This is a genomic window from Aeromonas sp. 2692-1, from assembly GCF_013085505.1.
GTDB lineage: Bacteria > Pseudomonadota > Gammaproteobacteria > Enterobacterales > Aeromonadaceae > Aeromonas > Aeromonas hydrophila.
On record NZ_CP038513.1, the window covers coordinates 3,941,926 to 3,966,204 of the forward strand.

A 24,279-nucleotide genomic window follows, 5' to 3' on the forward strand; every position below is an offset into this window, starting at 1 on the left:
CATGAGGAATTCACCATGCACCACGATCACCTGTTCTGCCCCCTGCGTCTCGGCCAGCTGCACCTCAACAATCGCATCGTCATGCCCCCCATGACCCGCTCCCGCGCCAGCCAGCCCGGTGACGTGGCCAATGCCATGATGGCCACCTACTACGCTCAGCGCGCCGGGGCCGGCCTCATCATCAGCGAAGGCACCCAGATTGACCCCATGGGCAAGGGCTACGCCTGGACGCCGGGGATCCACAGCGCCGAACAGGTGGCCGGCTGGAAGCAGGTGACCGACGCAGTCCACGCCAAGGGCGGCACCATGTTCGCCCAGCTCTGGCACGTGGGCCGGGTCACTCACCCTGACAACCTCGGCGGTGCCCAGCCCATCTCCTCCTCCGCCATTCAGGCGAAAGGGGTGCGGGTGTTCGTCGACAACGGCAGCGATGCCCCCGGTTTTGTCGAAACCGTCACCCCGCGCGCCATGACCCAGGCCGATATCGACGCGGTAGTGGGCCAGTTCCGTCAGGCGGCTCGCAACGCCATGCTGGCCGGTTTTGACGGCATCGAGCTGCACGCCGCCAACGGCTACCTCATCAACCAGTTCCTCGACTCCGAGTCCAACACCCGCACCGACGGCTACGGCGGTTCGCTGGAGAACCGGCTGCGTTTCTTGAAAGAGGTGACCGAGGCGGTCTGCAGCGAGATCGGGGCCGACCGGGTCGGGGTGCGCCTCGCGCCACTCACCACCCTCAACGGCACCGTGGATGCCAACCCGCAGGAGACCTACCTGGCCGCCGCCCGCCTGCTGGGCCGGCTCGACGTGGTCTACCTGCACATCGCCGAGGCGGACTGGGACGATGCCCCGCTGATGGCGGAAGGCTTCAAGCAGGGGCTGCGCGACGCCTTCCCCAACACCCTCATCTATGCCGGCAAATATGATGGCGAGCGTGCCCGGGCGGCACTCGAGGCGGGCTGGGCCGACATGATAGGCTTCGGTCGCCCCTTCGTGGCCAACCCCGACCTGCCCGAGCGGCTGCGCCACGGTTATCCGCTGGCCCCTCACGATCCGGCCACCCTGTTCGGCGGCGGCGAAAAGGGCTTGATTGACTACCCGGCCTATCAGGCGGCCGCCCAGCCCCACACGGCCTGAGTCACACCCGCCCAGGCATAAAAAACGCGCCCACCAGAGATGGTGGGCGCGTTTTTTATGCCTGTCATGCTTGCCGGCGCCGCAGGCTAATGGAGGCTGACCCCGTAGCAGGCGGCGTAGCTTCTGATCTCCCGGGTCAGCCGCGCCTTGTCGGCCAGGCTCAGCCAGCTCGCCTCCACCGCGTTCAGTGACAAGCGGCAGAGCTGGTTCATGCTGGCCCCCAGCTCATGGGCCAGGGCGTGGAAGTTGGCATTCATGTAGCCGCCAAAATAGGCGGGATCGTCGGAGTTGATGGTGACGCACAGCCCCTGCTCCAGCAGCGTCAGCACGTTGTGGTGGGCCATCTTGTCAAACACCTTGAGACGGGTGTTGGAGAGGGGGCAGACGGTGAGCGGCAGCCGGGTATCGGCCAGATAGCGCAGCAGATCGGGATCGTCGACGCAGCGGACCCCGTGATCGATGCGCCGCACTTCAAGCTCCCGGATGGCCTGCCAGATATACTGCGCCGGCCCCTCTTCGCCGGCGTGGGCCACCACCGGCAACCCCAGCTCGCGGCAGCGGGCAAAGACCCGGGCAAACTTGCTGGGCGGGTTGCCCCGCTCCCCCGAGTCGAGGCCGATGCCGTGAATGCGCGACAGGAAGGGAGTAGCCTGCGCCAACGTGGCAAAGGCATCCTCCTCGCTCAGGTGGCGCAAGAAGCTCATGATGAGCCGCCAGCTGATGCCAAACGCTTTTTCCCCGCTCTGCAGCGCCCGCTCGATGCCGCCCAGCACGGTGGCGAAGGGCACGCCACGGGCGGTGTGGGTCTGGGGGTCGAAGAAGATCTCCACGTGCACCACCTTGTCGGCGGCGCAGCGTTCCAGATAGGCCCAGGTGAGGTCGAAGAAATCCTGCTCGGTGATGAGCACGCTGGCCCCCAGGTAGTAGAGATCGAGGAAGGATTGCAGACAGTCGAACTCGTAGGCGGCGCGCACGCTGGCCACGTCAGGCCAGGGCAGGGCCACGCCGTTGCGCTGGCCCAGGGCAAACATCAGTTCCGGCTCGAGCGAGCCTTCGATATGGAGGTGCAGCTCCAGCTTGGGCAGACCGGCAATAAAGTTATCCATGATGACGGCTCCATCGGTTCACAGACAGCGGGACCAGCCAGTGGCAGAGCGGATCCCTCCCCTCTGTCGTTCATTGTGCACCTATCTCTGTTTATGGGGGAGACTTGTCATCAAACAGACTTATAATGGCGTCACAAAAACAACATAACTATTTGAAGATCTTGAGAGTTGGCGCAACTTTCCGCCGCCTCTTGCGCGTACACAAGGAGTCCCCATGAAGAAAAACGTCATCTGCGACATCGACGGCGTCATCCTGCACAACAACGATCTGGTGCCCGGTGCCGACCGCTTCGTCCACCGCCTGCTGGAGCAGGGCAGCAAGCTGCTGTTTCTGACCAACTACCCGGCCCAGACCCAGAAAGATCTGCAAAACCGCTTCCGCTCCGCCGGGATCGAGGTGCCGGAGGAGTGCTTCTACACCTCCGCCATGGGCACCGCCGACTTTCTCAAGCGCCAGGACGGCAAGAAGGCCTATGTGATCGGCGAAGGGGCGCTGACCCACGAGCTCTACAAGGCCGGCTTCACCATCACCGACATCGACCCCGACTTCGTGGTGGTGGGCGAGACCCGCAACTACAACTGGACCATGATGCAGCTGGGAGCCAAGTTCGTCGATCAGGGGGCCCGCTTCATCGCCACCAACCCGGATACCCACGGCCCCATGATGCACCCGGCCTGCGGCGCCCTGTGCGCCCCCATCGAGCGGATGACCGGCAAGAAGCCGTTCTACGTCGGCAAGCCGAGCGCCTGGATCATCCGCGCGGCGCTCAACCGGATGGAGGCCCACTCCGACGACACCATCATCATCGGCGACAACCTGCGTACCGACATTCTGGCGGGCTTCCAGGCCGGCCTCGAGACGGTGCTGGTACTCTCCGGGGTGAGCAAGGTGGCCGACATCGACCGCATGCCGTTTCGGCCGAACCACATCTTCGATTCAGTGGTGGATATCGACATCGTCTGATCCCTGCCGGCTGACGGGCCGGCCTGGCGCAAGGCCCAGGTCGGCCTCGTTACCCCTGAAGGACGCGCAATGGAACCTGTCATGATCGCCGTGGCCTTTGGCTGCGGCATGCTGGTCAACCTCATCGGCCTGCCGTCCCTGCTGGGCTTTCTGGCGGCCGGTTTTCTGCTCAACGGCATGGGCTATCAGAACACCCCGGCCCTGAACGAAATCGCCGATCTGGGCGTCACGCTGCTGCTGTTCACCATCGGCCTCAAGCTCAACGTCAAGATCCTGATGCGGCGCGACGTCTGGGGCACCACCAGCCTGCACCTGCTGCTCTCCACCCTGCTGTTCACCGTGGTGCTGCTGGTGTGCAAGGGGCTCGGGCTGGCGCTGGCCATGTCGCTGGACTGGCGGCTGGCACTGCTGCTGGGCTTTGCCCTCTCCTTCTCCAGTACCGTGTTTGCGGTCAAGGTGCTGGAGGAGCGCAGCGACATGAACGCCCTCTATGCCCGTCTCGCCGTCGGCGTGCTGGTGATGCAGGATCTGTTCGCGGTGGCCTTCCTGGCGGTCTCCAGCGGCCAGTGGCCCAGCATCTGGGCGCTCTGGATCCTGGGTCTGCCGCTGCTGCGCCCCTTGCTGCTGAAATTGCTGGAGCGGGCCGGCCACGGCGAGCTGCAGGTGCTGTTCGGGATCTTCCTGGCGCTGGTGGTGGGGGCTGCCGGCTTCGAGGTGGTGGGGCTCAAGCCCGATCTCGGGGCACTGGTCATCGGCATGCTGATCGCCTCCCACCCCGCCTCCGCGGGGCTGGCCAAGTCGCTGTTCAACCTCAAAGATCTGTTTCTCATCTGCTTCTTTCTCACCATCGGCCTCAACGGCCTGCCGACCCACGACACCATGTTGCTGGCGCTGGCGCTGGTGCTGGCCCTGCCGCTCAAAAGCGCTCTCTACTATCTGGTCTACAGCGGCGCCCACCTGCGGGTGCGTACCGCCCTGCTCTCCACCCTGGCGCTCACCAACTTCTCGGAGTTCGGCCTGATCGTCGCGGCCATCGCCGCCAAGGCGGGATGGATCTCCCACGAGTGGCTGGTCGCGCTTTCTCTGGCGCTGGCAGCCAGCTTCATGATCTCGGCCCCCCTCAACGGCCAGAGCGAGCGCATTTACCATCGGCTCGGCAACTGGCTGCGCGGCATGCAGGCCACCACCCTGCACCCGGAGGACAGGCCCATCGAGCTCGGCGATGCCGAGGTGATCATCCTCGGCATGGGGCGGATCGGTCAGGGCGCCTACTTCGAGCTGGAGAACAAGTACGGCACCGTGATCCTCGGGGTGGAGAACGACAGCGAGAAGCTGCCCACCCTGCGCGCCCAGGGCATGAACGTCATCGAGGGGGATGCCACCGATACCGACTTCTGGGACAAGGTGCTGCTCTCCAACCAGGTCAACCTGGTGCTACTGGCCATGCCTCACCACTCGGGCAACCTCTACGCCATCGAGAAACTGCGCAGCCACGGCTTTGCCGGCAAGATTGCCGCCATCGTCCGCTTCGAGGACGACATCGCCTCCCTGAAAGAACAAGGGGTAGATGCGGTGTTCAACGTCTACGACGAAGCGGGCAGCGGCTTTGCCCGTCACGTCATCAAACGGCTGCAGCCACGCTGACGGGGGACTGCGGCCCCCTTGGCAAGGGAGGCGCTATCGTTTACGTTATGCGCAACCTCGTTTAATAAAACGAACAACCACGGGGCCTGGATGGCCCCGTTTTTTATCCCTTGCCAAGGAGGCAGCATGAAGACCCTCAACGACTGGATCCTGCTCGACCGCCACGAGGCGGCCCCCACCCCGCTGATGCCCGCCCCCGAGCGCCTGCGCGCCGGCAATCCGCGCCAGACGGTATGGAACCACTACTCAGACCCGAGCCAGCAGTTTCACGTGGGCTTCTGGGCTTGTGAGCCCGGCCGCTGGGCCATCCACTACACCGAGCACGAATATTGCCAGCTGCTGGAGGGCGAGGCAGTGATCCACGACGGCCAGGGCGGCAGACTGCCCCTCAAGCCCGGCGATCAGTTCGTCATCCCGGCAGGCTTTGTCGGGGAGTGGGAGACCCTCACCCCCTGTCGCAAGCTCTATGTGATCTTCGAGCCCGCCACCGCTTGACGCGCGCGTCAAGTCGCCCCTAGGTACCCGCCGCTTGATGCCCCCGTCGGCTTGACGTTTGCGGCATGATTTTGTGCGGTTTTCCCGCTTGCAAAAGGTTTTTGCGCTAGGCATTGTGATTGGCGAGGAATGTAAATGGAATTTCGAGCCCGTTCGTGGGGGGCTCCTATAAAAATCAAGAGGATTACCGCCAATGTGTTCTATTTTCGGCATTCTGGACATCAAATCCGATGCGGCCGCGCTGCGCAAATCGGCGCTGGAGATGTCCAAGCGATTGCGCCACCGCGGTCCTGACTGGTCCGGCGTCTACAGCTCCGATAAAGCCATTCTGGTGCACGAGCGCCTGGCCATCGTCGATCCGGGCAACGGCGCCCAGCCGCTCTACAACCCCGAGCGCACCCACGTGCTGGCCGTCAACGGCGAGATCTACAACCACAAGGAGCTGGAGAAGAACCTCAAGGTCGACTTCCAGTTCCAGACCCACTCCGACTGCGAGGTGCTGCTGGCCCTCTACAAGGAGAAGGGCCCGGCCTTTTTGGACGATCTCAACGGCATCTTCGCCTTCATCCTCTATGACGCCGAGCAGGATGCCTACCTGATTGGTCGCGACCACATGGGGATCATCCCCCTCTACACCGGTCGCGACGAGCACGGCAACTTCTACGTCGCCTCCGAGATGAAGGCGCTGGTACCGGTCTGCAAGAGCGTCGAAACCTTCCCGCCGGGACACTACCTGTGGAGCAAGGATGGCGAGCTTAAAACTTGGTACAAGCGCGACTGGATGGAGTACGCCGCGGTCGAGCACAATGTCAGTGACAAGGCCGAGCTAAAAGCCGCGCTGGAAGCGGCGGTCAAACGCCAGCTGATGTGCGACGTGCCCTACGGCGTGCTGCTCTCCGGCGGGCTGGATTCGTCCGTCATCTCCGCCATCACCAAGCTCTATGCCGCCCGTCGGGTTGAAGATGATGGCAAGAGCGAAGCCTGGTGGCCCCAGCTGCACTCCTTCGCCGTCGGCCTGGAAGGCTCGCCGGATCTCGCCGCCGCCCGCAAGGTGGCTGATCACCTCGGCACCATCCACCACCAGATCCACTTCACCGTGCAGGAAGGTCTGGATGCCTTGCGCGACGTCATCTATCACCTCGAGACCTATGACGTCACCACCATCCGCGCCTCCACGCCTATGTACCTGATGGCCCGCTACATCAAGGCGATGGGGATCAAGATGGTGCTCTCCGGTGAAGGCTCCGACGAGCTGTTCGGCGGCTACCTCTACTTCCACAAGGCACCCAACGCCCGCGAGTTCCACGAAGAGAACGTGCGCAAGCTCGCCTCTTTGCACCTCTATGACTGCCTGCGCGCCAACAAGTCGATGGCCGCCTGGGGTGTGGAGGGTCGCGTGCCCTTCCTCGACAAGGAGTTCATGGACGTGGCGATGCGCCTGCAGCCTGCCGACAAGATGTGCGGCAAGGGCAAGATCGAGAAGCACATCCTGCGCGAAGCGTTCGAGGATCTGCTGCCCCACGCAGTGGCGTGGCGCCAGAAGGAGCAGTTCTCCGACGGCGTGGGCTATTCGTGGATCGACAGCCTCAAAGCCATGGTCGAGGAAGAGGTGACGGATCAGATGTTCGAGGCGGCGGCCTTCCGCTTCCCCGTCAACACCCCGCTGACCAAGGAGGCCTACTTCTACCGCGCCATCTTTGACGAGCACTTCCCGCTGGAATCCGCCGCCCGCACCGTGCCCTACGGCAAGTCGGTCGCCTGCTCCACCCCGACCGCGCTGGAGTGGGATGCCAAGTTCAAGGAGATGGCCGACCCGTCCGGTCGCGCCGTGATGGACGTCCACCAGCAGGGTTACTGATCTGCCGGCGACCTCCTTTGCCTCAATGCCAAGCCCCTCCTGCGAGGGGCTTTGTTTTTTCCCGCCGACCCATTCCCGCTTTCTGCATAACAAGCGCCCATCTCCCCCTTGGCGGCCGGGCTCGCTCGTGTCACATTGTTGCGGCTTGGAAGCAACCACAACAACACAAGGAGCACGTGATGAACCGACTGCTATTGCCGCTGGTGCTTGGCACCGCCCTGTTTCATGGCGAGGCGTACAGCGCCGGCCACCTCTGGAGCCAGAGCCTGCCCGATTACAGCCAGGGCTATGACGAGCAGCGGGACCCGGCCCGCGATCTCGCCGCCGCCACCGCCAAGGCCAGCGCCGAGGGCAAGAAAGTCCTGCTGCTGGTGGGCGGCGAGTGGTGCAGCTGGTGCCAGGAGATGAACCACTTTCTGGACCAACAACCCGATCTTGCCAGCCAGCTCAACCGCACCTTCGTGGTGGTCAAGGTAAACGTCAGCAAGCAGAACAAGAACGAATCCTTCCTCAAAGGGTATCCCGAGTATCTGGGGGTGCCCCACTTCTACGTGCTGGATGCCAAGGGCAAGCTGCTGGAATCCTTCAACACCGGGCTGCTGGAGAAGGGTGACAGCTACGACGGGGAGAAATTCGGCAAGTTCATCGCCTTCTTCCAGCCCAAGACCACCCACGGCTGACTCGCCAATCGATGCAATCAGGGCCCTGCACGGTCGGTGACTGTGCTGGGCCTCGATGGCCATGCAAGCAGGGGTTGTAGGCCTGCGGCAAGCCGGCCATCCCCCCGACAAGGACGAAAAGATGTTACGGATACTGGGCAAAGCCTCCTCCATCAATGTGCGCAAGGTGCTGTGGACCTGCGCCGAGCTGGATCTCCCGTTCGAGCTGGAGGAGTGGGGGTCCGGCTTCAAGCCGACGGATACCCCGGCGTTTCTGGCACTCAACCCCAATGCCATGGTGCCGGTCATTCAGGATGACGACTTCACCCTGTGGGAGTCGAACACCATCATCCGCTACCTGGCGGCGCGCTACGGCGACAACGCGCTCTATCCCGTCGAGGCGAGAGCAAGGGCCCGGGTCGATCAATGGATTGACTGGCAGGCATCAGACTTGAACAGCGCCTGGCGCTACGCCTTCCTGTCGCTGGTGCGGCGCTCCCCCCAGCATCAAGACCATCAGGCCCGTCACGCAGCTTGCCTGCAGTGGTCTCACTGCATGGGGATCCTGGAGAGACAGCTTCAAGCAGCGGGGGGATATGTGGCCGGCCCCCACTTCTCGCTGGCGGACATTCCCATCGGGCTGTCGGTCAACCGCTGGCTGGAGACGCCCTATGATCGTCCGCAACTGCCGGCCGTGAACGACTACTACCAGCGACTGGGCGAGCGGCCCGGCTTTCGGCGCTATGGCTGCAACGGAACGCCCTGAGGCGAACGGGAAGGGAGGGTGTTGGCAGAGTGAACACGGCAGGCCGGGCCGGGATGACCAGGCCCGGCCTGCCGTATGTCAGGGCTGGGCATCCGGCTGCTGCTCTGGCGCGGCCTTGATAAAGGCCTGCAGCTGCTCGCAGTTGGCGACGATGCGATTGATGGTGGGGTAGTCTTCCAGCGACATGTCGTAGCGGCGGGCGTTGTAGACCTGGGGCACCAGCATGCAGTCCGCCAGGGTCACCTCGTTGCCGACGCAATAGATGCCGGCGGTGGTCATCAGCAACTGCTCCAGCGCGGCGAAGGTCTCGTCAATCCAGTGGCGATACCATTCGTCGCGGTGTGCCTTGCCCTGCCCCAGCGACTGCTCCAGATAGTTGAGCACCCGCAGGTTGTTGAGGGGGTGGATGTCGCAGGCGATCATGTTGACGATCTGGCGTACCCGGGCGCGCTCCTGCGGGGCCGAGGGCATCAGCGGGTGGGCGGGATAGGTTTCGTCGAGGTACTCCATGATGGCCACCGACTGACCTACCTGCACCTCGCCATCCACCAGAAACGGCACCAGCCCCTGGGGGTTGAGCCGGCGATAGGCCTTCTCGCGCTGCTCGCCCTGCCGCAGATTGACCGGATGTTGCTCATAATCGAGCCCCTTGAGCTGCATCACGATCCGTACCCGATAACTTGCTGATGAACGCCAATATCCAAACAACTGCAACATAATCTGTCCCTGTGTTGGCAGGTGCAAGGGCACCTGCCGTTCACCAGCCGGCCTCGTATCCATGCTGGCCCCTCACTTCGTCTGACTGGCCCCCGCCGGCGTGACCCGCTGCAAAATGGTGCCAAACAGACTCATCCCGTTGCGATCCTGCATCGCGATGGACACTGTATCACCAAAGCGCAGAAAGGGTGTAGTGGCTTGACCTGACTCGATAATTTCCAGCATTCGCAGTTCGGCGAGGCAGGATGAGCCGCGGCTTCGGTCGTAGTTGGAGACGGTACCCGAGCCGATGATGCAGCCCGCCCCGAGCGGCCGGGTCTTGGCGGCGTGGGCGATCAGCTCATAAAAGTTGAAGGTCATGTCCACCCCGGCGTCCGGGGCACCGAACAGGGCGCCGTTGAGGTGGGTTTCGAGGGGCAGATGCACCTTGCCGTCGCGCCAGTCATCCCCCAGCTCGTCCGGAGTGATGGCCAGCGGCGAGAAGCTGCTGGAGGGCTTGGACTGGAAGAAGCCAAAGCCCTTGGCCAGCTCCCCCGGGATGAGGTTGCGCAGGCTCACGTCGTTGACCAGCATCAGCAGCTTGATGTGGCCGGCGGCCGCCTGCGGGCTGGTGCCCATCGGCACGTCGTCGGTGATGACGGCGATCTCCGACTCGAAATCGATGCCCCATTCCTCCGACCCCATCGGGATGGAACCACGGGGTGGCAGGAAGCTGTCCGAGCCCCCCTGATACATCAGGGGATCATGCCAGAAGCTTTCTGGCATCTCGGCGCCGCGGGCCTTGCGCACCAGCTCCACATGGTTGACGTAGGCGCTGCCGTCGGCCCACTGGTAGGCGCGCGGCAACGGGGAGAGACAGGCCGTCTCGTCGAACGGGAAGGCGTCGGCGCAGGCGCCATCGTTGAGCTGCTGATAGACGGCAGTCAGTTTGGGCGCCAGTTCGGCCCACTCGTCGAGGGCCGCCTGCAGGGTGGCGGCCAGCTGCGGCACGCGCACAGCGCGGCTCAGATCGCGACTCACCACCACCAGGGCGCCGTCCCGTTTGCCATTGTTCAGGGTTGCCAGTTTCATAGGGATTCCTTTTATTTGCCGTTCGTGGCTGGCGTGAGTTCCGGGCGCAACCAGCTGGTGACGTAACGCGGGTTCTCCACCCCGTCACACAGGCTGCCGACGTTGAGCGCATCGCGGGTATCGAGCATCACCGCCACCTCGTCGGTGAACTTCTTGGTATAGGCCTGACCCGCCGCAAACGCCTTGGGATGGGGGCCGTGGGTGAACCCTGCGGGGTGGAAGGTGACCATGCCCCGCTCGATGTTGTCCCGGCTGAAGAAATTCCCGGCGTGGTAGAAGAGCACCTCGTCGTAGTCGTCGTTGCTGTGGAAGAAGGGCACCTTGAGGGCACCGGGATCGCTCTCGATGGGGCGCGGCACGAAGGTGCAGACCACGAACCGGCTCGCCACGAAGGTGGAATGAGCCGAGGGCGGCAGGTGGTAGCGATGGCTCATCAGCGGGCGGATGTCCCGCCAGTTGAGGCGCACCACGCAGAGATCTCCGTGCCAACCCTGCGCATCCAGCGGGTTGAACGGCCAGGTGATGACCGAGACCTGGTTGTGACGCTTGACCTGCAGCGACCAGGGGTTCTCATCCTGCTGGGCCAGGAAGCGCTCGTTGATGGCCGGCACGTCCAGCGCCGCCGGATCGAAGATGGCGTGATTGCCCACCAGCCCCTTGTCCGGCAGCTGGTAGCTGTCGTTGGTCGCCTCGATCATCAGGATGAACAGGGGCGCCGTCGGCTCGATGCGCCACATGGTGCCGCGGGGGATCACCAGGTAGTCGCCATCGCGCAGGGTCAGGTGACCGTAGTCGCAATAGAACTCGCCGCTCCCCTCATGGATGAACAGGAGCTCGTCGCCATCGGCGTTGCGCACCAGAAACGGCATGGGCTCATGCAGGCGCCAGATGCGGTAACGGCAGTGGGGGTTGCTGAGAATATCCGGCATCACCCAGGGGGAGAGGGAACTCACCTCCTCGCCGAGGGCATTGAGATCAAACAGGCGCGGGCGCAGCGGCCCCTCCCAGTTGACCCAGTCGGTGGGGGCATGCTTGTGGTGCATGTGGGTGGCCGGCCCGAAAAAGCCGGAGCGGCCCAGTTCGCGCTCATAGATGGCCTGCTCGGGCAGGTCGGCATGAGCCTGGCGGGAGTGTGTCCCCTCCCGGTGGGGAAAGTTAATCCAGTTGCGCATCGCCAACCTCCCTTGCTTGACAACCAACCCGCCCGTGGCGGTTCCCGTTACGCATCATTGAGCACCCCGCGGCGGATCTGATCCAGCTCGATGGATTCGAACAGTGCCTGGAAGTTGCCCTCGCCAAAGCCTTCGTTGCCCTTGCGCTGGATGATCTCGAAGAACACCGGGCCGATCACGGTGTCGGTGAAGATCTGCAGCAGGATGCCGTCCTTGGTGGGAGAGCCGTCGATCAGGATACGCAGCTCTTTGAGCGCCGCCAGATCCTCCTGGTGCCCCTCCACCCGGCTGTCCACCTTCTCGTAGTAGGTGTCCGGGGTCGGCATAAAGCCGGTGCCACGGCCGCGCAGGGTGCGGATGGTGTGGTAGATGTCGCTCGACGCCATGGCGATGTGCTGGATCCCCTCCCCCTTGTACTGACGCAGGTACTCCTCGATCTGGGACTTGTCGTCGGAAGATTCATTGATGGGGATGCGAATTTTGCCGCAGGGGGCGGTCATGGCGCGGGAATGCAGGCCGGTCAGCTTGCCCTCGATGTCGAAGTAGCGGATCTCCCGGAAGTTGCCGATCCGCTCGTAGAAATTGGACCAGACGTCCATGTTGCCGCGCTGCACGTTGTGGGTCAGGTGGTCAATCTCGTACAACCCGGCATCCACCTCGGCCATGCGCGCCTGCCAGTCGGGATAGAAGACGAAGTCCACATCATAGATGGAGCCCTTGTCAGCGTAGCGGTCGACGAAAGAGAGGGTGCTCTCGCCGATGCCGTAGATGGCGGGGATGTTGAGCTCCATGGGGCCAATCTTGCCGACGAAGGGCTTGGCACCCTTGCCGATGGCGTACTGCTGGGCCTTGCCTGCATCGCTCACCCGAAACGCCATGCCGCAGACGCTCGGCCCGTGCAGGCTGGCAAACTGCTCGGCCTGGGAGTGGGGCTCGGCATTGACCACGAAGTTGATGCCCCCCTGGCGGTAGAGCCAGCACTGCTTGTGCTTGTGCTGCGCCACCTCGGCAAAGCCCAGCGAGACGAACAGCGCCTTGAGGGCAGCAATCCCTTTGGCATCCGGCGCCGTGTACTCGACGAATTCAAAACCATCGGTGCCGAGCGGATTGATGGTGTGAGTACGGGCAGAAGAAGTGGTCGTCATGATGCGCTCCTTGCGATTGACTGATAACGAAGAGGGTAACACCGGGGCGCTGCGGGCAGCCGCCACCGGCATTGTTAACAACTTGTTTCATTAGAGGTGGCGGCGCGGCGGAAGAGAAGAGGCGGCGTTCAGATAGTTTGACGGGGGCTACCGCCAAAAGATGTAAATAGATTGTGACATTAAGGCCGCAGCCTTGTGGCACGCTCGGTGGCGCCCCGCAAGGCTGTCAGCTTTGCCTTACAGGGACCAGTATCTGGGCTCGATATGGGGCAATGCCTGCCGCGCCTGTTGCAGCCGCGCCGGGGTGGGATTGATGAGCCAGGCCGCCTGCCCCTCTGCCAGCAGCGGCAAGTCGTGCAGGCTGTCGCTCAGGGCCAGGGTGGCGCCGAGGGCGTGGATCCCGGGCAGGATCTTGTGGCGGCCGTGGCAGTAAAAACGCGGCATCAGGCCGCCGAGGCGATAGTGCATCCGCGACCCCAGAATGCGATGGGGCAGATGGCCGGGCAGTTGCTGATGCAGCTGGCCCCGCACCAGGGCGCGAGGGCTGGCGGAGAGCACCCAGCAGCGCTGCCCTTCGGCCAGCAGCAGGGCGCGCGCCTCACGAAACAGTCCAGGCCGGGTACGGCAATAGGCCCGCACCAGGCGTCGCCACCCCAGCGGCGACAGCCCGAGGGTGATGGCCCACCAGATCAGTGAAATGCCGCGCCGACGCTGGCTTGGCAGCAGATAGACCAGCCCGCCCAGCGCCATCACCGGCCACAGCAGCAGCGGCCAGATACGGCGGCGCAGGATGAAACGCAGCAGTCCGGCATGGCTGTCATCCGGCGCCAGGGTGTCGTCAAAATCCGCCAGGATCCAGCCGCTGACGGGCAGATCCGGCACTCCTGGTACTGTTGCCCCCTTCATTCGGCCAGCCCCGCGATGGCGGTATGCAGCTCGGGCAGCACAAACAGCGTGCCTTCATCGGGCGGGCAGACGAAGTCGAACGCCTCCCCCCCCAGAGTGAACGCGAGACGCCAGGCGTGCAGATAGCCGCGATCGGCCGCCGTGCCGCCGTAGCGCTCATCGCCGAGGATCGGCGCCCCCACGCTCTTCAAGGCCACCCGGATCTGGTGGGTCTTGCCGGTTCTGGGCTTGATCCGGTAGAGCCGCAAGCCCTCGCGCACCGAGACGGAGTCGAACCAGCTGATGGCCGGGTTGTCCTGGCTGCGCGCCAGCATCCAGCTGCCGCCCCGCCCCTTCTGCATGTCCCCCTTCACCCAGCCTTGCTTCTTCTTGGGCTTGCGATCGGAGAGGGCCAGATACTGCTTGCTCACTTCCCGCGCGGCAAAGGCCATGCTGAGGGCCCGATTGGCCTCGGTGGTGCGCGCCAAGAGCACCAGCCCGGAGGTCATCTTGTCGAGCCGATGCACCGGGTAGAGCAGCAGACCGGTGTCGGCCTTGACCCGACTGACCAGCCCCGGATGGAGCAGGCCGGCCTCGTCGGTCTCGTCATGCATACCGAGCCCGGGCCCCTTGTTGATAACCATGAAATCTTTGTGCTGCGCTAGTATCCGGTACATCAATAACCCTTTAGAATGTTTTTAATTACAAGAACATGACCCTGCGGGGTCGCACCCCATGAACACTCAGAACAAGACTCGCACGGATGAAGAGATACCTGCTTTGGCTGCTGCTGATTGGCATCAGTCACGCTGTTCCCCTGCGGGCCAGCGAATCCACCCTTGAAGCGCCGGAGCGGGTCGTACTCCAGCTGCGCTGGCTGCATCAGCCCCAGTTCGTTGGCTATCACATGGCCAAGGCCAAGGGCTTTTATGCCAGTGCCGGGCTGGACGTCGAGATACGGCCTGGCGGCAAGGACATCAGCCCGGTAGAAGAGGTGCTGAGCGGGCGGGCCGACTTCGGGGTCGGCAACACAGAGGTGCTCACCAGCTACGCCAGCGGCCAGCCGCTGTTGGCGCTGGCCAGCGTCTATCAGCACTCCCCGTCCATCTTTCTGGCTCGCCGTGACAGCGGCATTCTCACCGTTGACGACATGCGTGGCAAACGGATCATGATGTTTTCGGCCCATCAGGACGCCGAACTGCTGGCCACCCTCTTCTATCAGGGGCTCAATGAGCACCAGCTCATCCCGCTGCCCACCTCGGTAAACATCGAGGATCTCATCGAGGGCCGGGTCGACATCTTCAACGCTTACCTCAGCAACGAGCCCTTCTATCTGGAGGAGCGCGGCATCCCCGTCTCCGTCATCAATCCGCGCAACTACGGCATCGATTTCTACAGCGACATCCTGTTCACCACCCAGGCGCAGGAGCGCGCCCATCCGGATCGGGTAGCCCGGTTTCGGGCCGCAAGCCTGGCGGGCTGGCGCTACGCCCTCGCCCACCCGCAGGAGGCCATCGCCCTGCTGCGCAAGGAGTATGGCGTCAACCGCAGTCAGGCCCACATGGAGTACGAGCTGCAGGTGAGCAAGGAGATGATCCAGCCGCTCTATGTGGAGATCGGGTATATGAATCCCGATCGCATGACCCACATCATGCAGCAGCTGGTCGAGATCGGGCTGGTGTCCAAGCCGGTCTCCTTGCACGAATTTCTCTATCAGGCCCCTTCCGAGCAGTGGATCTTCTGGCGTCCCTGGTTCCTGCTGAGCCTGGCGGCCAGCGTGCTGATCCTGCTGCTGGCCCTCTATCTGCTACTGTGCAACCAGCGGCTCAATCGCGAAATCGCCCTGCGCCGCCAGCGGGAGGAGGAGATCTGGCAACTGGCCCGCCGCGACCCTCTCACCGGCCTGCCCAACCGGCTGAGCCTGATGGAGCAGCTCGATGCCCAGGTCAAGGGTCCGGCCCCCGGCTGCCTGCTGTTTTGCGACCTCGACGACTTCAAGCAGGTCAACGACAACTTCGGCCACAGCCACGGCGATGCCCTCCTCTGCCAGCTGGCGGAGCGGATCAGCCGCAGCCTCGGGCCACAGCACTTCTTCGCCAGACTGGCCGGCGACGAGTTCGTGCTGCTGTTGCCGGGCCACGATCAGGCGCAGGCCGATGCCATCGCCGAGCAGATCAGGGCCGTCATGCAGTCGCCATTCGAGGTGGAAGGGGTCCCGCTGACGGTCGGCATCAGCGTCGGCATCAGCCAGTACCAGCCGGGCTGGCGCGCCGAGCAGTGGCTGATCCAGGCCGACCGCGCCATGTACCACGACAAGGGGGCTCCGCTGGCGGAGCCCCCAGGCTGATCCAAACCCCGACAGCACAAGGCCACCCGCGGGTGGCCTTGTTGTTGTATGGATGGCAGCGGCGACTAGCCGAAGGTCTGCCCCAGGGACTTGAGCTGTCTGGCCTTGGTCAGCAGGATCTCGCTCGACTCGTCGACATCCTGCATCTTGCTGCTGTTGGCATGGGAGTGCTGGGAGATGAGGTTGACGTTCTGGCTGATGTTCTCCACCACCGCCTGCTGCTCCTCCGCCGCCGCCGAGATCTGGGCCGAGAAGTCCATCACCAGCTCGATCTCCGTCAGTACCTGATGCAGGCTGTCCGACCCCATCCGGGTCATCTCTACGCAAGCCTGGGTCTGTTGCAGGTTGTTCTGCATCATTCCCTTCCAGCCGTTCAGGGTGCGCTGGATCTGGCCGATGCTGCTCTGGATCTGTTCGGTCGCCTTGTGGGTGCGGGTAGACAGGGTGCGCACCTCGTCCGCCACCACCGCAAAGCCGCGCCCCTGTTCGCCGGCCCGGGCCGCCTCGATGGCGGCGTTGAGCGCCAGCAGGTTGGTCTGATCGGCAATGCCCTGGATCTCTCCCATCAGCACCCCGATGCGATCCGACTCACTGGCCAGCGCCACCGCCGAGGCAAAGGCGTGCTCCGCCTCCTTCGCCAGATCGGTGATCTTGTGCTCGGTCTCGATCAACTGCTGATCCGTGTGCTGGCAGTGAGCCTTGGCCTCGGCAATCTGACTGTTGGTGTCCTGGATGTTGCGGGCGATCTCCTGGGCCGTGCTCGCCATCTCGGTGATGGCGGCCGCCATCTGCTGGGTCTGGGCATCCTGCTCTGCGATGTCCGAGCTGGCCTCGCTGGAAGCACTCTTCAGATGCACCGCCAGATCCTGCAGGGCGTGAGTGGCATCATCCACCCGGCCGAGCACGGTGCGAATACGGGCCTGCAGCAGCTTGATGTGAAAGTCGGCGATGGCGCTTGGCTCTTGGCCCGAGTAGATGAGCCGGGTCAGGCTGTCGTACTCGCCGGCCAATTGCTGCAGGTAACGGGGGGTGGTGATGAGTTCGTGGCGATAGAGCAGCCCCAGCAAGATCAGCGGCAGCGCCATGTAAAGCGCAGCCCAGCCGCCCAGTTGCACGGTGCCGAGCCAGCCCAGTGCCAGCAACCCGGCCACCGCGACCCCGTGGCGCAGCCGCGCCAGCGAAATCCTGGGCTTGCCGCCGCCCTGCTCCGCCGCTCGCAGCCGCGCATAGGTGCGGGCTGCGATCTGCTTCATCTGCGGATCGGCGCGGCAGCGCACCGACTGATAGCCGCTGATCTTGCCCTGCTCGAAGATGGGGGTGACGTAGGCATCCACCCAGTAATAGCGACCATCCTGGCAGCGGTTCTTCACCATGCCGCGCCATGGCTGGCCCTGCTTGAGTTTGCCCCACAAGTCGGCAAATGCCGCCTTGGGCATGTCAGGATGGCGCACCATGTTGTGGTGCTGCCCCACCAGCTCGGCCCGGCTGTAACCGGCGACCCGGCAGAAGTTGTCATTGGCGTAGGTGATCACGCCCCGCAGATCCGTGGTGGACACCAGCTGTTCATCAGCTGCGAAATCCACTTCCTGATCAACAAGATGGCCTTTTTGTTCGCGCATGTAGCCCCCACTCTTACGTTGTTGCTCAGTAGAGTGTTGGGAAGCAATCAGCACCTGTAAAGGTCAATGCAAAAAGATTCTGACGGGGCGAGAACGGATCGGGCCGGCAGGAAATAATCATTGATTTAAATCAATATTTCCTGCCGGCGCGCGATATTTATTGCAGTGAAAGATGGCTGGCAATGGTCTTGAACAGCACCGGGTAGTCATCCTCGAAATGGTGCGAACCGGGCAGGGTCACCGTGGTCACGTTGGGCTGCTGCAGACGGGGACAGAGCCGCACCGGCGAGTCGTCATCCGCCCCCTGCACGCAGAGCATCGGCAGGGTGTGGATGGCATTGACCTCGGGCTGGGTGGGATAGCTGCCCGCCTTGTCGTGGGTCACCATGTCGCTGACGTGGATCTCGAAGTCGGAGGCGGTCGAGGGTGAGAGCATCACGGCCCCGATCAGGCTCTTGCGATAAGGCTCGGGCAACCGGTTGATCACGAAGGGCACTATCTCGGCACCGAAGGAGAAGCCCACCAACAGCCAGCGCTGGCGCCCCCAGCGGGACTGGTAATCGTCCAGGATCCGCACCAGATCGGCGGTGACCTGCTCTGGATCCTTCTTCTTCCAGTAGTAGGTGAGTGAGCTCCAGCCCACCACCGGCATGCCGTGCTGCTGCAACTGGGCGCTGAGGCCCTTGTCCAGCGCCGCCCAGCCGCCGTCACCGCTCATGAACACCACCATGGGGGCACTTGAGGCTTGCGCCACCGGCAGCTCCACCAGCCCCAACTCCTCTTTCACCGGCGCGGCAGAGAGCGAAAAGGCGCAGCACGCCAGCAGCAATAACAGGATTTTCATGGCCGACTCCTATTTTTTGATGAGCCCGAACGGGCCTCGGCTGATCAGGGATATCAGGTTGGTCAGCACCCTCGGCAGCACCAGCTTGCTGGTACAGAGCAGGTAGCGCGGCTCCCAGTCCGGCGAGAACTTCTCCTTGTAGCGTCTGAGCCCCTGGAAATTGTAGAAACGGCTGCCCCGGGTGAAGATGGTGTTGCCAAGCCGGGTCCAGTAGCCGCTCAGGGGGTGATCGTTGAAACCGGACATGGGCGCCATGCCGAGGTTGAAGCTGGCGTAGCCCTCGGCCTTGCCCCACAACAGCAGCTCGACGAACAGGAAGTCCATGATGGGCGCCGTGCCCGTGTCCAGGCTGTAGCGCATCAGATCGATGGAGAGGCTCTCCTTGTTGTCGCTGACCCAGAGGTTGGCAAAACCGACGATCTGCCCCTCGTGACGCACCAGCGCGGCCGGGCTCAGGCTGAGGTAGGCGGGCTCAAAGCTGCCCACCGAGAAGCCCTTCTCCTTGCCCTGCTTGCTCTGCAGCCAGGTGTCCGACACCTCCTTGAGGCGCGGCAACAGTGCAGGCACATATTCAGGCGCCACCACCTCGAACGACAGCCCCTCCCGCTTGCCCTTGGCATGGCTCTGGCGCAGGTTGCGCAGCCGGCTGCCAGCCAGCTCGAAGGCCGCCAGATCGACAATGGCCTCCTCCCCCAGCTTGAACGGGATCAGGCCCAACTCCAGATAGAGCGGCAGGTAGCGGGCCGACACCTGATAGAACACCGGGCTGGCATCGTGCTGATCGCACAGCTCGCGAAACTGCCAGAGCAGCTCCTCGATAAGCTCAGGCTGACCGATGGGATCCCCCATCACGATCCAGCCATTGCCCTCGACGCCGTACATCAAAAACGCCTCGCCGCCGGGATGAAACAGCAGCGACTTGTCGCCAAGCTGGGCCAGGTAGCCATGACCGCCCCCCTCCCGCAGCACCAGGGCATGGGCGCGGGCCAGCTCGTCCGGCTCCGGCTTGCGCCCGGAGACCCGCAGCGGCGCCAGCAGCTGGGCCACCCCGACCACGGCCAGCACGGCCACCACGCTGCCCATGGCTCGCAAGCCGCGGGAGGCGGCGCCATGGGGCGAGAAGTGGAACCAGAGGGCGTGGTCATACTCCACCTGGCGGTAGGAGAAGAGCAGCAGCCAGAGCGCCCCCAGCAGCACGGCCCCCACCGAGATGAGCCAGCCCGGAGTGAACTGGGCGTGCAGCAGGGAGCCCTTGCGATAGAACAGTGAGCGGCAGGGAGTGATGATGAGCAGGAACAGCCCGAGCAGCAGGGCCGACTCCCAGTCGAACCCCTTGAGCAGGGAGAAGATCATCCCCAACCCCAGCAGCAGCTGGGTGATGCGAAACGCCGCATCGTGGCGCCGGTAGAGGCTGCGGGCCAGCAGGATCAGCAGCACGCCGCTGACGCTGCCAAGCACATGGGAGAGCTCCAGCAGGTGCAGTGGCAATACCTGCAGGAACATCTCGATGCGTCCGCGCATGGTGGGGATCATCCCCGAACAGAGCAGCAGGCTGCCCGCCGCGAACGCCCCCAGGCTGATCAGCGCCGGCAGGAACTCGCGTACCGCGGTCATGATGCCCTGCAACCGGCTCCAGCGCGCCTTCTGCTGCAACAGCTCCTGGCTGGTGAACAGCAGCAGGGCGCACAGGAAAGGCAGCACATAGTAGATGCAGCGATAGAGCAGCAGGGAGGCCAAGAGCTTGTCCACCGGCAGGTACTTGGCCAGCAGCAGGCTCATGCTCGCCTCGAACACCCCGATCCCGCCGGGCACATGGGCCAGCACCCCGAGGAAGCTGGCCAGCACGAAGGCACTGAGCAGCACCGGATAGGAGACGCTGTCCGCCGGCAGCAGCACATAGAGCACGGCGGCGGCGGCCATCCAGTCCAGCAGCGCCACCAGCAGTTGCAGCAGCCGGGTTCTGAATACCGGCAACACCAGCTCGTGGCCGCGCCAGACCAGTGCAGGTTTTGGCCAGAACAGGTAGCCAAGCACCGCCAAGAGTGCCAGCCCACCCGCCACGTTGAGCAGCTGATCGGCCCACAGCGGCCAGTCCGGCAGCAAGGTGGTGGCCTGCCCCACCAGCAGGGCCGTGCCCCCCCAGGCCAGCAGGCCGAGGAAGAAGGTCACCGAGCAGAAGACGATGATCCTGGCCACCTCCCCGGTGCCGAGCCCCAGCGACGAGTAGATGCGATAGCGCACCGACGAGCCGGTCAGCAGGGCAAAACCCAGGGTGTTGGAGAAGGTGTAGGCGATGAACGAGGTGACCCCCACTTGCTGCCAGGGCAGCCTCTTGCCGAGGGCGTGCACCGCCAGCATGTCGTAGCAGCAGAGGCAGGCATAGCTGAACAGGGTCAGCAACAGGGCACCACCCAGCAGCGGCAGCGGCAAAGACCAGATGGCCAGCCGGATGTCGTGCCAGTGCCAGAGGTGAGTCAAACGATAGAGCACGGCCAGCGCCGCCCCCAACAACAACAAGCTACATAACGGGCCTAACCAGATAAACAGATGACGCCGCATTGCCGATCCCTACCGACGCGAGGCCATGGCCATGCGCGTCACGTTGCTGAACATGGCCACCCGCAGCGGGAAGCACAGACTGCACTCCTTCGCGCCTTGGCCTTCAAATAGATATGTTATGGGCCGTGGGCGGCGAACGATCGGCACGGATGACATGGCCAGTTTGGCCCTGGCTGCCTGGAAAATGCCCCCGCCCAGCATGGCATCCCACTTTATATCGACTTTTTTGCAAAAGACGAGTCTTGCCCTCGAAATAAAATTACTCAGCTGCCGGCAGATTAATTCGCCGCTTATCCTGGCGGTCAGCCCCGCCACATCCCGTTGGCACGCAGAACAATTAATGAGCAGTAACATCATACACCAGACAACGCGCGTTACCCGACCCATCTGGTCAGGTTGGCAAGCCGCTCACGGGTCATCATCAGGCTGCGCCAAAATAAAAAGGGGAGCCAGGCTCCCCTTTATCTCAATATGGCGTTACTGCACGCTGCGACACTGGCTGAAGATATCCAGCTGCTGGTCATATACCGCCGTATTCACATCCCAGATCCCCAGCATGGACGAGAACAGGTTGTCGTGGGAATAACGGGTATTGGCTGCCTTCTGCTGCAGACAATCGAGGTTCATTCCCTTCTCTTTGGAGAAACCGGGCGACATCCACACCTGCATGGGCACCCGGGTCTGATCATCCGGCGCAAACTTGTAAGGGGTACCGTGCAGATAGAGCCCCAATGCCCCCAGTGACTCACCATGGTCGGAAATATAGATCAGCGCCGTGTTGTATTTGTCTTCATATTTTTTCAGCCGTTCGATCATGCTGGCAATCACAAAATCGGTGTAGCGAATGGTGTTGTCGTAGGTATTCTCCAGCTCCTGATCGGTGCAGTTTTCGATATCGCTGCGCTGGCAATCCGGCAGGAAATGGCGATGCGACCCCGGATAACGCTTGTAATAGGTCGGGCCATGGCTGCCGATGAGGTGAAAGCCCACCAGCTTGTCCCCCTTCATGCCGGCCAGCTCGTCGTCCAGCCCTTCCAGCACCACCTCGTCATAGCAGGTGTTCTTGTCGCAGAACTTGGGGTGATCCTTGGGCTTGACCACCATGTTCGGCACCCGATCGCACACGCCCTTGCAGCCGCCGTCATTCTCCTTCCAGAAGATGGAGATACCGCTCTTTTGCAGCACATCCAGCAGCCCTTCGCTGTTGCGGGCCTGGTTGCCGTCGAACTGGTTGCGCCCCATGTTGGAGAACATGCAGGGTACCGAGACCGCCGTCGCCGTACCGCAGGAGCGCACGTCGTTGAAGGAGATGATCCCCGCCTGCTTGCTGGTGAAGGGGTTGGTCTCCTTGTGATAGCCGTTCATGGAGAAGTTCTTGCCGCGCGCCGTCTCCCCTACCACCAGGAACATCATGGTCGGCTTCTCCTTGCCGGCCACCCGCTTGGCGTCGTCGCCCATGCGCTGGAACGGCACCGGCTCCGCCAGATACCGTTTGTAGAGATACTTGGTGGTGCTGTACATGTAGTTGGCCGGCGTGATCTCCCGGTTCAGGGTCTGGTTGTTGCGCCCGACCGAGGCATAGTCCTGATAGTAGGCTGCGGCGATGAGCCCCAATACCACCAGCGAGGCCAGCATGGAGAGGCCGCGCTGCAACAGGCCCTGATACCATTTGGCCGGATACTCTATCTTGACGAAGAACAGCAGTACCGCCGGCAGCACTCCGGCCAGCAATACCCAGACCACGATGGGCACGCTCAGGTAGGAGTAAGCCTCGCTCTGGTTGGTCTCAAAGATGTTCTGGATCATGTCGCCATCAAACAGCACCTTGTATTTCATCATGGTGTAACTGGCAATGGCACCGGTGATAAACAGAAAGGCAAAGAAAGGCTTGATGAAATAACGCACAGAGAATGGCATGAATACAAAGTTCAATGCCGCTACCAATACGATGGGAATGGAGATGGCAAACCCGATTTTAAAATGCTCAAGCTGCGTCAATATCTCATAAAAATGCAGCAGGACTGGCCAGTTGAGCAAGAAGGCAAAGATAAATGCCAACAACAAAATAAATGGAACAATTCTTATTCTAAGAAAAGAAGGCATGCATATCTCCCTGTTACGCTTCTTTATTACACGTCGAAATAGCCGAACCAGAGTCGACACGCCGATATTTGGCGCCGGATAGTAACAGCGTGCTGAAAACACCAAATATACTATTTTCAAATATCTTCAATAATGTGATGCATATCAACAAGCATCAGCAAACTGACAGCCTAGCCGACGATACTTAAGGAAAAATTAAGATACCCGTGTTATGCAGTCGCTCAAAAAACAGTCATCAATATACGACTCACCTTCCCGCCTGGCGCTCGCATCACTCTTTTTCAAGACGGCCGCTCGCCCTTAAGTTTTGCTTAAGACTGCTCGGCGAGGCTGTTCCCTGACGAGTCCTCGTCACACGACAGATGCGAGAGAGGGTTAACATGCACAACAGCAACAGCGCAGCAATCAGCAAGGTGCCAGAGATCACCCTGGCATTCTGGGTCATCAAGATTCTGGCGACCACCCTGGGGGAGACGGGGGGTGACGCCGTCTCCATGTCGATGGAACTCGGTTATCTGGTGAGCACGGCCATCTTTGCCGTGATTTTCTTCGTGTCGGTCAGCGCGCAGATCGCGGCAACCTCCTATAACCCCCTCCTTTACTGGACCACCATCATCGCCACCACCACGGTCGGCACCACTCTGGCAGACTTTGCCGATCGCTCGCTCGGGCTGGGCTACGCCGGGGGTTCCACCCTGCTGCTGGCCTTGCTGATGGGCTCCTTCCTGCTCTGGTATCGGTTGCAGGGCAGCATCTCCACCGGCAGCATTACCACGCCGCGCACCGAGCTGTTCTACTGGGTCACCATCATGTTCTCCCAGACACTGGGCACCGCACTGGGTGACTGGACCGCAGACGAGGCCGGCTTTGGTTATGCAGGCAGTGCCGTGCTGTTCGGCGGCATGCTGGCCGCCATCGTGGCAACCTACTACCTGACCCGGGTGTCGCGGACCCTGCTGTTCTGGGCCGCCTTCATTCTGACCAGGCCGCTGGGAGCCGTGGTGGGGGATTTTCTGGACAAGCCGCTCAGCAAGGGCGGGCTGGAGTTGAGCCGTTACTCCGCCTCCTTCACCCTGCTGGCCGCCATCGCCGCGCTGGTGCTGATCTCGACCCTGCGCAACCGGCAACCGGTTCGGGCTGAGCTCGATATCGAACAGTAATCACGCAGCAAGCCAGCCCGGTCGCCTC

Annotated in this window: 20 protein-coding genes; 9 read left to right on the forward strand and 11 right to left on the reverse strand. The window is 62.8% G+C overall.

Features of this window, described 5'->3' with window-relative positions; translation table 11 throughout:
- Positions 1-15: 15 nt before the first annotated feature.
- Positions 16-1,137, forward strand: coding sequence for an alkene reductase (locus tag E5E97_RS18370; protein ID WP_076361013.1), 1,122 nt, complete (start codon positions 16-18; stop codon positions 1,135-1,137).
- An 86-nt stretch (positions 1,138-1,223) separates the two neighbouring features.
- On the opposite strand, the gene E5E97_RS18375 is transcribed toward E5E97_RS18370, so the two are convergent.
- Positions 1,224-2,243: an adenosine deaminase gene (locus tag E5E97_RS18375; RefSeq protein ID WP_171280729.1), complete on the reverse strand. Its 1,020-nt coding sequence runs from the start codon at positions 2,241-2,243 to the stop codon at positions 1,224-1,226.
- A gap of 214 nt (positions 2,244-2,457) precedes the next feature.
- On the opposite strand from E5E97_RS18375, the gene E5E97_RS18380 reads away from it, so the two are divergent.
- The 6 genes from E5E97_RS18380 to E5E97_RS18405 all read left to right on the forward strand — a co-directional run bounded on the left by E5E97_RS18380 (position 2,458) and on the right by E5E97_RS18405 (position 8,629).
- Positions 2,458-3,207 (forward strand): HAD-IIA family hydrolase, encoded by a 750-nt coding sequence (locus E5E97_RS18380; RefSeq protein WP_011706469.1) that lies wholly within the window; start codon positions 2,458-2,460, stop codon positions 3,205-3,207.
- Positions 3,208-3,276: 69 nt separating this feature from the next.
- Positions 3,277-4,851 carry a cation:proton antiporter family protein gene (locus tag E5E97_RS18385; RefSeq protein WP_171280730.1) on the forward strand — a complete coding sequence of 525 codons (1,575 nt, stop codon included), beginning with the start codon at positions 3,277-3,279 and terminating at the stop codon, positions 4,849-4,851.
- 126 nt (positions 4,852-4,977) lie between these two features.
- Positions 4,978-5,346, forward strand: a complete 369-nt coding sequence (locus tag E5E97_RS18390; RefSeq protein ID WP_171280731.1) for a cupin domain-containing protein — start codon at positions 4,978-4,980, stop codon at positions 5,344-5,346.
- Between the two features lie 193 nt (positions 5,347-5,539).
- Positions 5,540-7,204 (forward strand): asparagine synthase B, encoded by a 1,665-nt coding sequence (gene asnB, locus E5E97_RS18395; RefSeq protein ID WP_171280732.1) that lies wholly within the window; start codon positions 5,540-5,542, stop codon positions 7,202-7,204.
- Between the two features lie 179 nt (positions 7,205-7,383).
- Entirely contained in the window at positions 7,384-7,884 is a 501-nt protein-coding gene (locus E5E97_RS18400) for a thioredoxin family protein (protein WP_011706473.1), read from the forward strand.
- A 121-nt stretch (positions 7,885-8,005) separates the two neighbouring features.
- A complete protein-coding gene (locus tag E5E97_RS18405; RefSeq protein ID WP_171280733.1) occupies positions 8,006-8,629 on the forward strand; it encodes a glutathione S-transferase family protein in 624 nt (207 codons plus the stop codon).
- 78 nt (positions 8,630-8,707) lie between these two features.
- Here the strand turns inward: E5E97_RS18405 and maiA are convergent, their stop codons facing one another.
- The 6 genes from maiA to E5E97_RS18435 form a co-directional block, all read right to left on the reverse strand.
- Positions 8,708-9,346 carry a maleylacetoacetate isomerase gene (maiA, locus tag E5E97_RS18410; protein WP_043119137.1) on the reverse strand — a complete coding sequence of 213 codons (639 nt, stop codon included), beginning with the start codon at positions 9,344-9,346 and terminating at the stop codon, positions 8,708-8,710.
- A 72-nt stretch (positions 9,347-9,418) separates the two neighbouring features.
- Entirely contained in the window at positions 9,419-10,417 is a 999-nt protein-coding gene (locus E5E97_RS18415; protein ID WP_171280734.1) for a fumarylacetoacetate hydrolase family protein, read from the reverse strand.
- A gap of 11 nt (positions 10,418-10,428) precedes the next feature.
- Positions 10,429-11,589, reverse strand: a complete 1,161-nt coding sequence (locus E5E97_RS18420; RefSeq protein ID WP_171280735.1) for a homogentisate 1,2-dioxygenase — start codon at positions 11,587-11,589, stop codon at positions 10,429-10,431.
- Between the two features lie 47 nt (positions 11,590-11,636).
- Positions 11,637-12,734: a 4-hydroxyphenylpyruvate dioxygenase gene (hppD, locus tag E5E97_RS18425; protein WP_171280736.1), complete on the reverse strand. Its 1,098-nt coding sequence runs from the start codon at positions 12,732-12,734 to the stop codon at positions 11,637-11,639.
- Positions 12,735-12,971: 237 nt separating this feature from the next.
- The gene (locus tag E5E97_RS18430; RefSeq protein ID WP_171280737.1) at positions 12,972-13,640 is read right to left on the reverse strand and encodes an HAD family hydrolase; all 669 of its coding nucleotides are present in this window, start codon (positions 13,638-13,640) and stop codon (positions 12,972-12,974) included.
- Complete coding sequence (locus E5E97_RS18435) at positions 13,637-14,296, reverse strand: TIGR01621 family pseudouridine synthase (protein ID WP_171280738.1); 660 nt, start codon at positions 14,294-14,296, stop codon at positions 13,637-13,639. Before E5E97_RS18435 ends, E5E97_RS18430 begins: the two co-directional genes overlap by 4 nt.
- Positions 14,297-14,382: 86 nt before the next feature.
- Between E5E97_RS18435 and E5E97_RS18440 the strand changes: the two genes are divergently transcribed.
- The gene (locus E5E97_RS18440) at positions 14,383-15,966 is read left to right on the forward strand and encodes a GGDEF domain-containing protein (RefSeq protein ID WP_171280739.1); all 1,584 of its coding nucleotides are present in this window, start codon (positions 14,383-14,385) and stop codon (positions 15,964-15,966) included.
- 65 nt (positions 15,967-16,031) lie between these two features.
- Here E5E97_RS18440 and E5E97_RS18445 read toward each other — a convergent pair whose 3' ends face one another.
- From E5E97_RS18445 to E5E97_RS18460, 4 genes are all read right to left on the reverse strand, one after another.
- Positions 16,032-17,585: a PAS domain-containing methyl-accepting chemotaxis protein gene (locus tag E5E97_RS18445; RefSeq protein ID WP_171280740.1), complete on the reverse strand. Its 1,554-nt coding sequence runs from the start codon at positions 17,583-17,585 to the stop codon at positions 16,032-16,034.
- A gap of 157 nt (positions 17,586-17,742) precedes the next feature.
- Complete coding sequence (locus tag E5E97_RS18450; RefSeq protein WP_101150897.1) at positions 17,743-18,429, reverse strand: AcvB/VirJ family lysyl-phosphatidylglycerol hydrolase; 687 nt, start codon at positions 18,427-18,429, stop codon at positions 17,743-17,745.
- Between the two features lie 9 nt (positions 18,430-18,438).
- Entirely contained in the window at positions 18,439-20,988 is a 2,550-nt protein-coding gene (mprF, locus tag E5E97_RS18455; RefSeq protein WP_171280741.1) for a bifunctional lysylphosphatidylglycerol flippase/synthetase MprF, read from the reverse strand.
- Positions 20,989-21,465: 477 nt separating this feature from the next.
- Entirely contained in the window at positions 21,466-23,091 is a 1,626-nt protein-coding gene (locus E5E97_RS18460; RefSeq protein WP_101150900.1) for an MCR-3-related phosphoethanolamine--lipid A transferase, read from the reverse strand.
- 380 nt (positions 23,092-23,471) lie between these two features.
- On the opposite strand from E5E97_RS18460, the gene E5E97_RS18465 reads away from it, so the two are divergent.
- The gene (locus E5E97_RS18465; protein WP_011706486.1) at positions 23,472-24,251 is read left to right on the forward strand and encodes a membrane protein; all 780 of its coding nucleotides are present in this window, start codon (positions 23,472-23,474) and stop codon (positions 24,249-24,251) included.
- Positions 24,252-24,279: the final 28 nt, after the last annotated feature.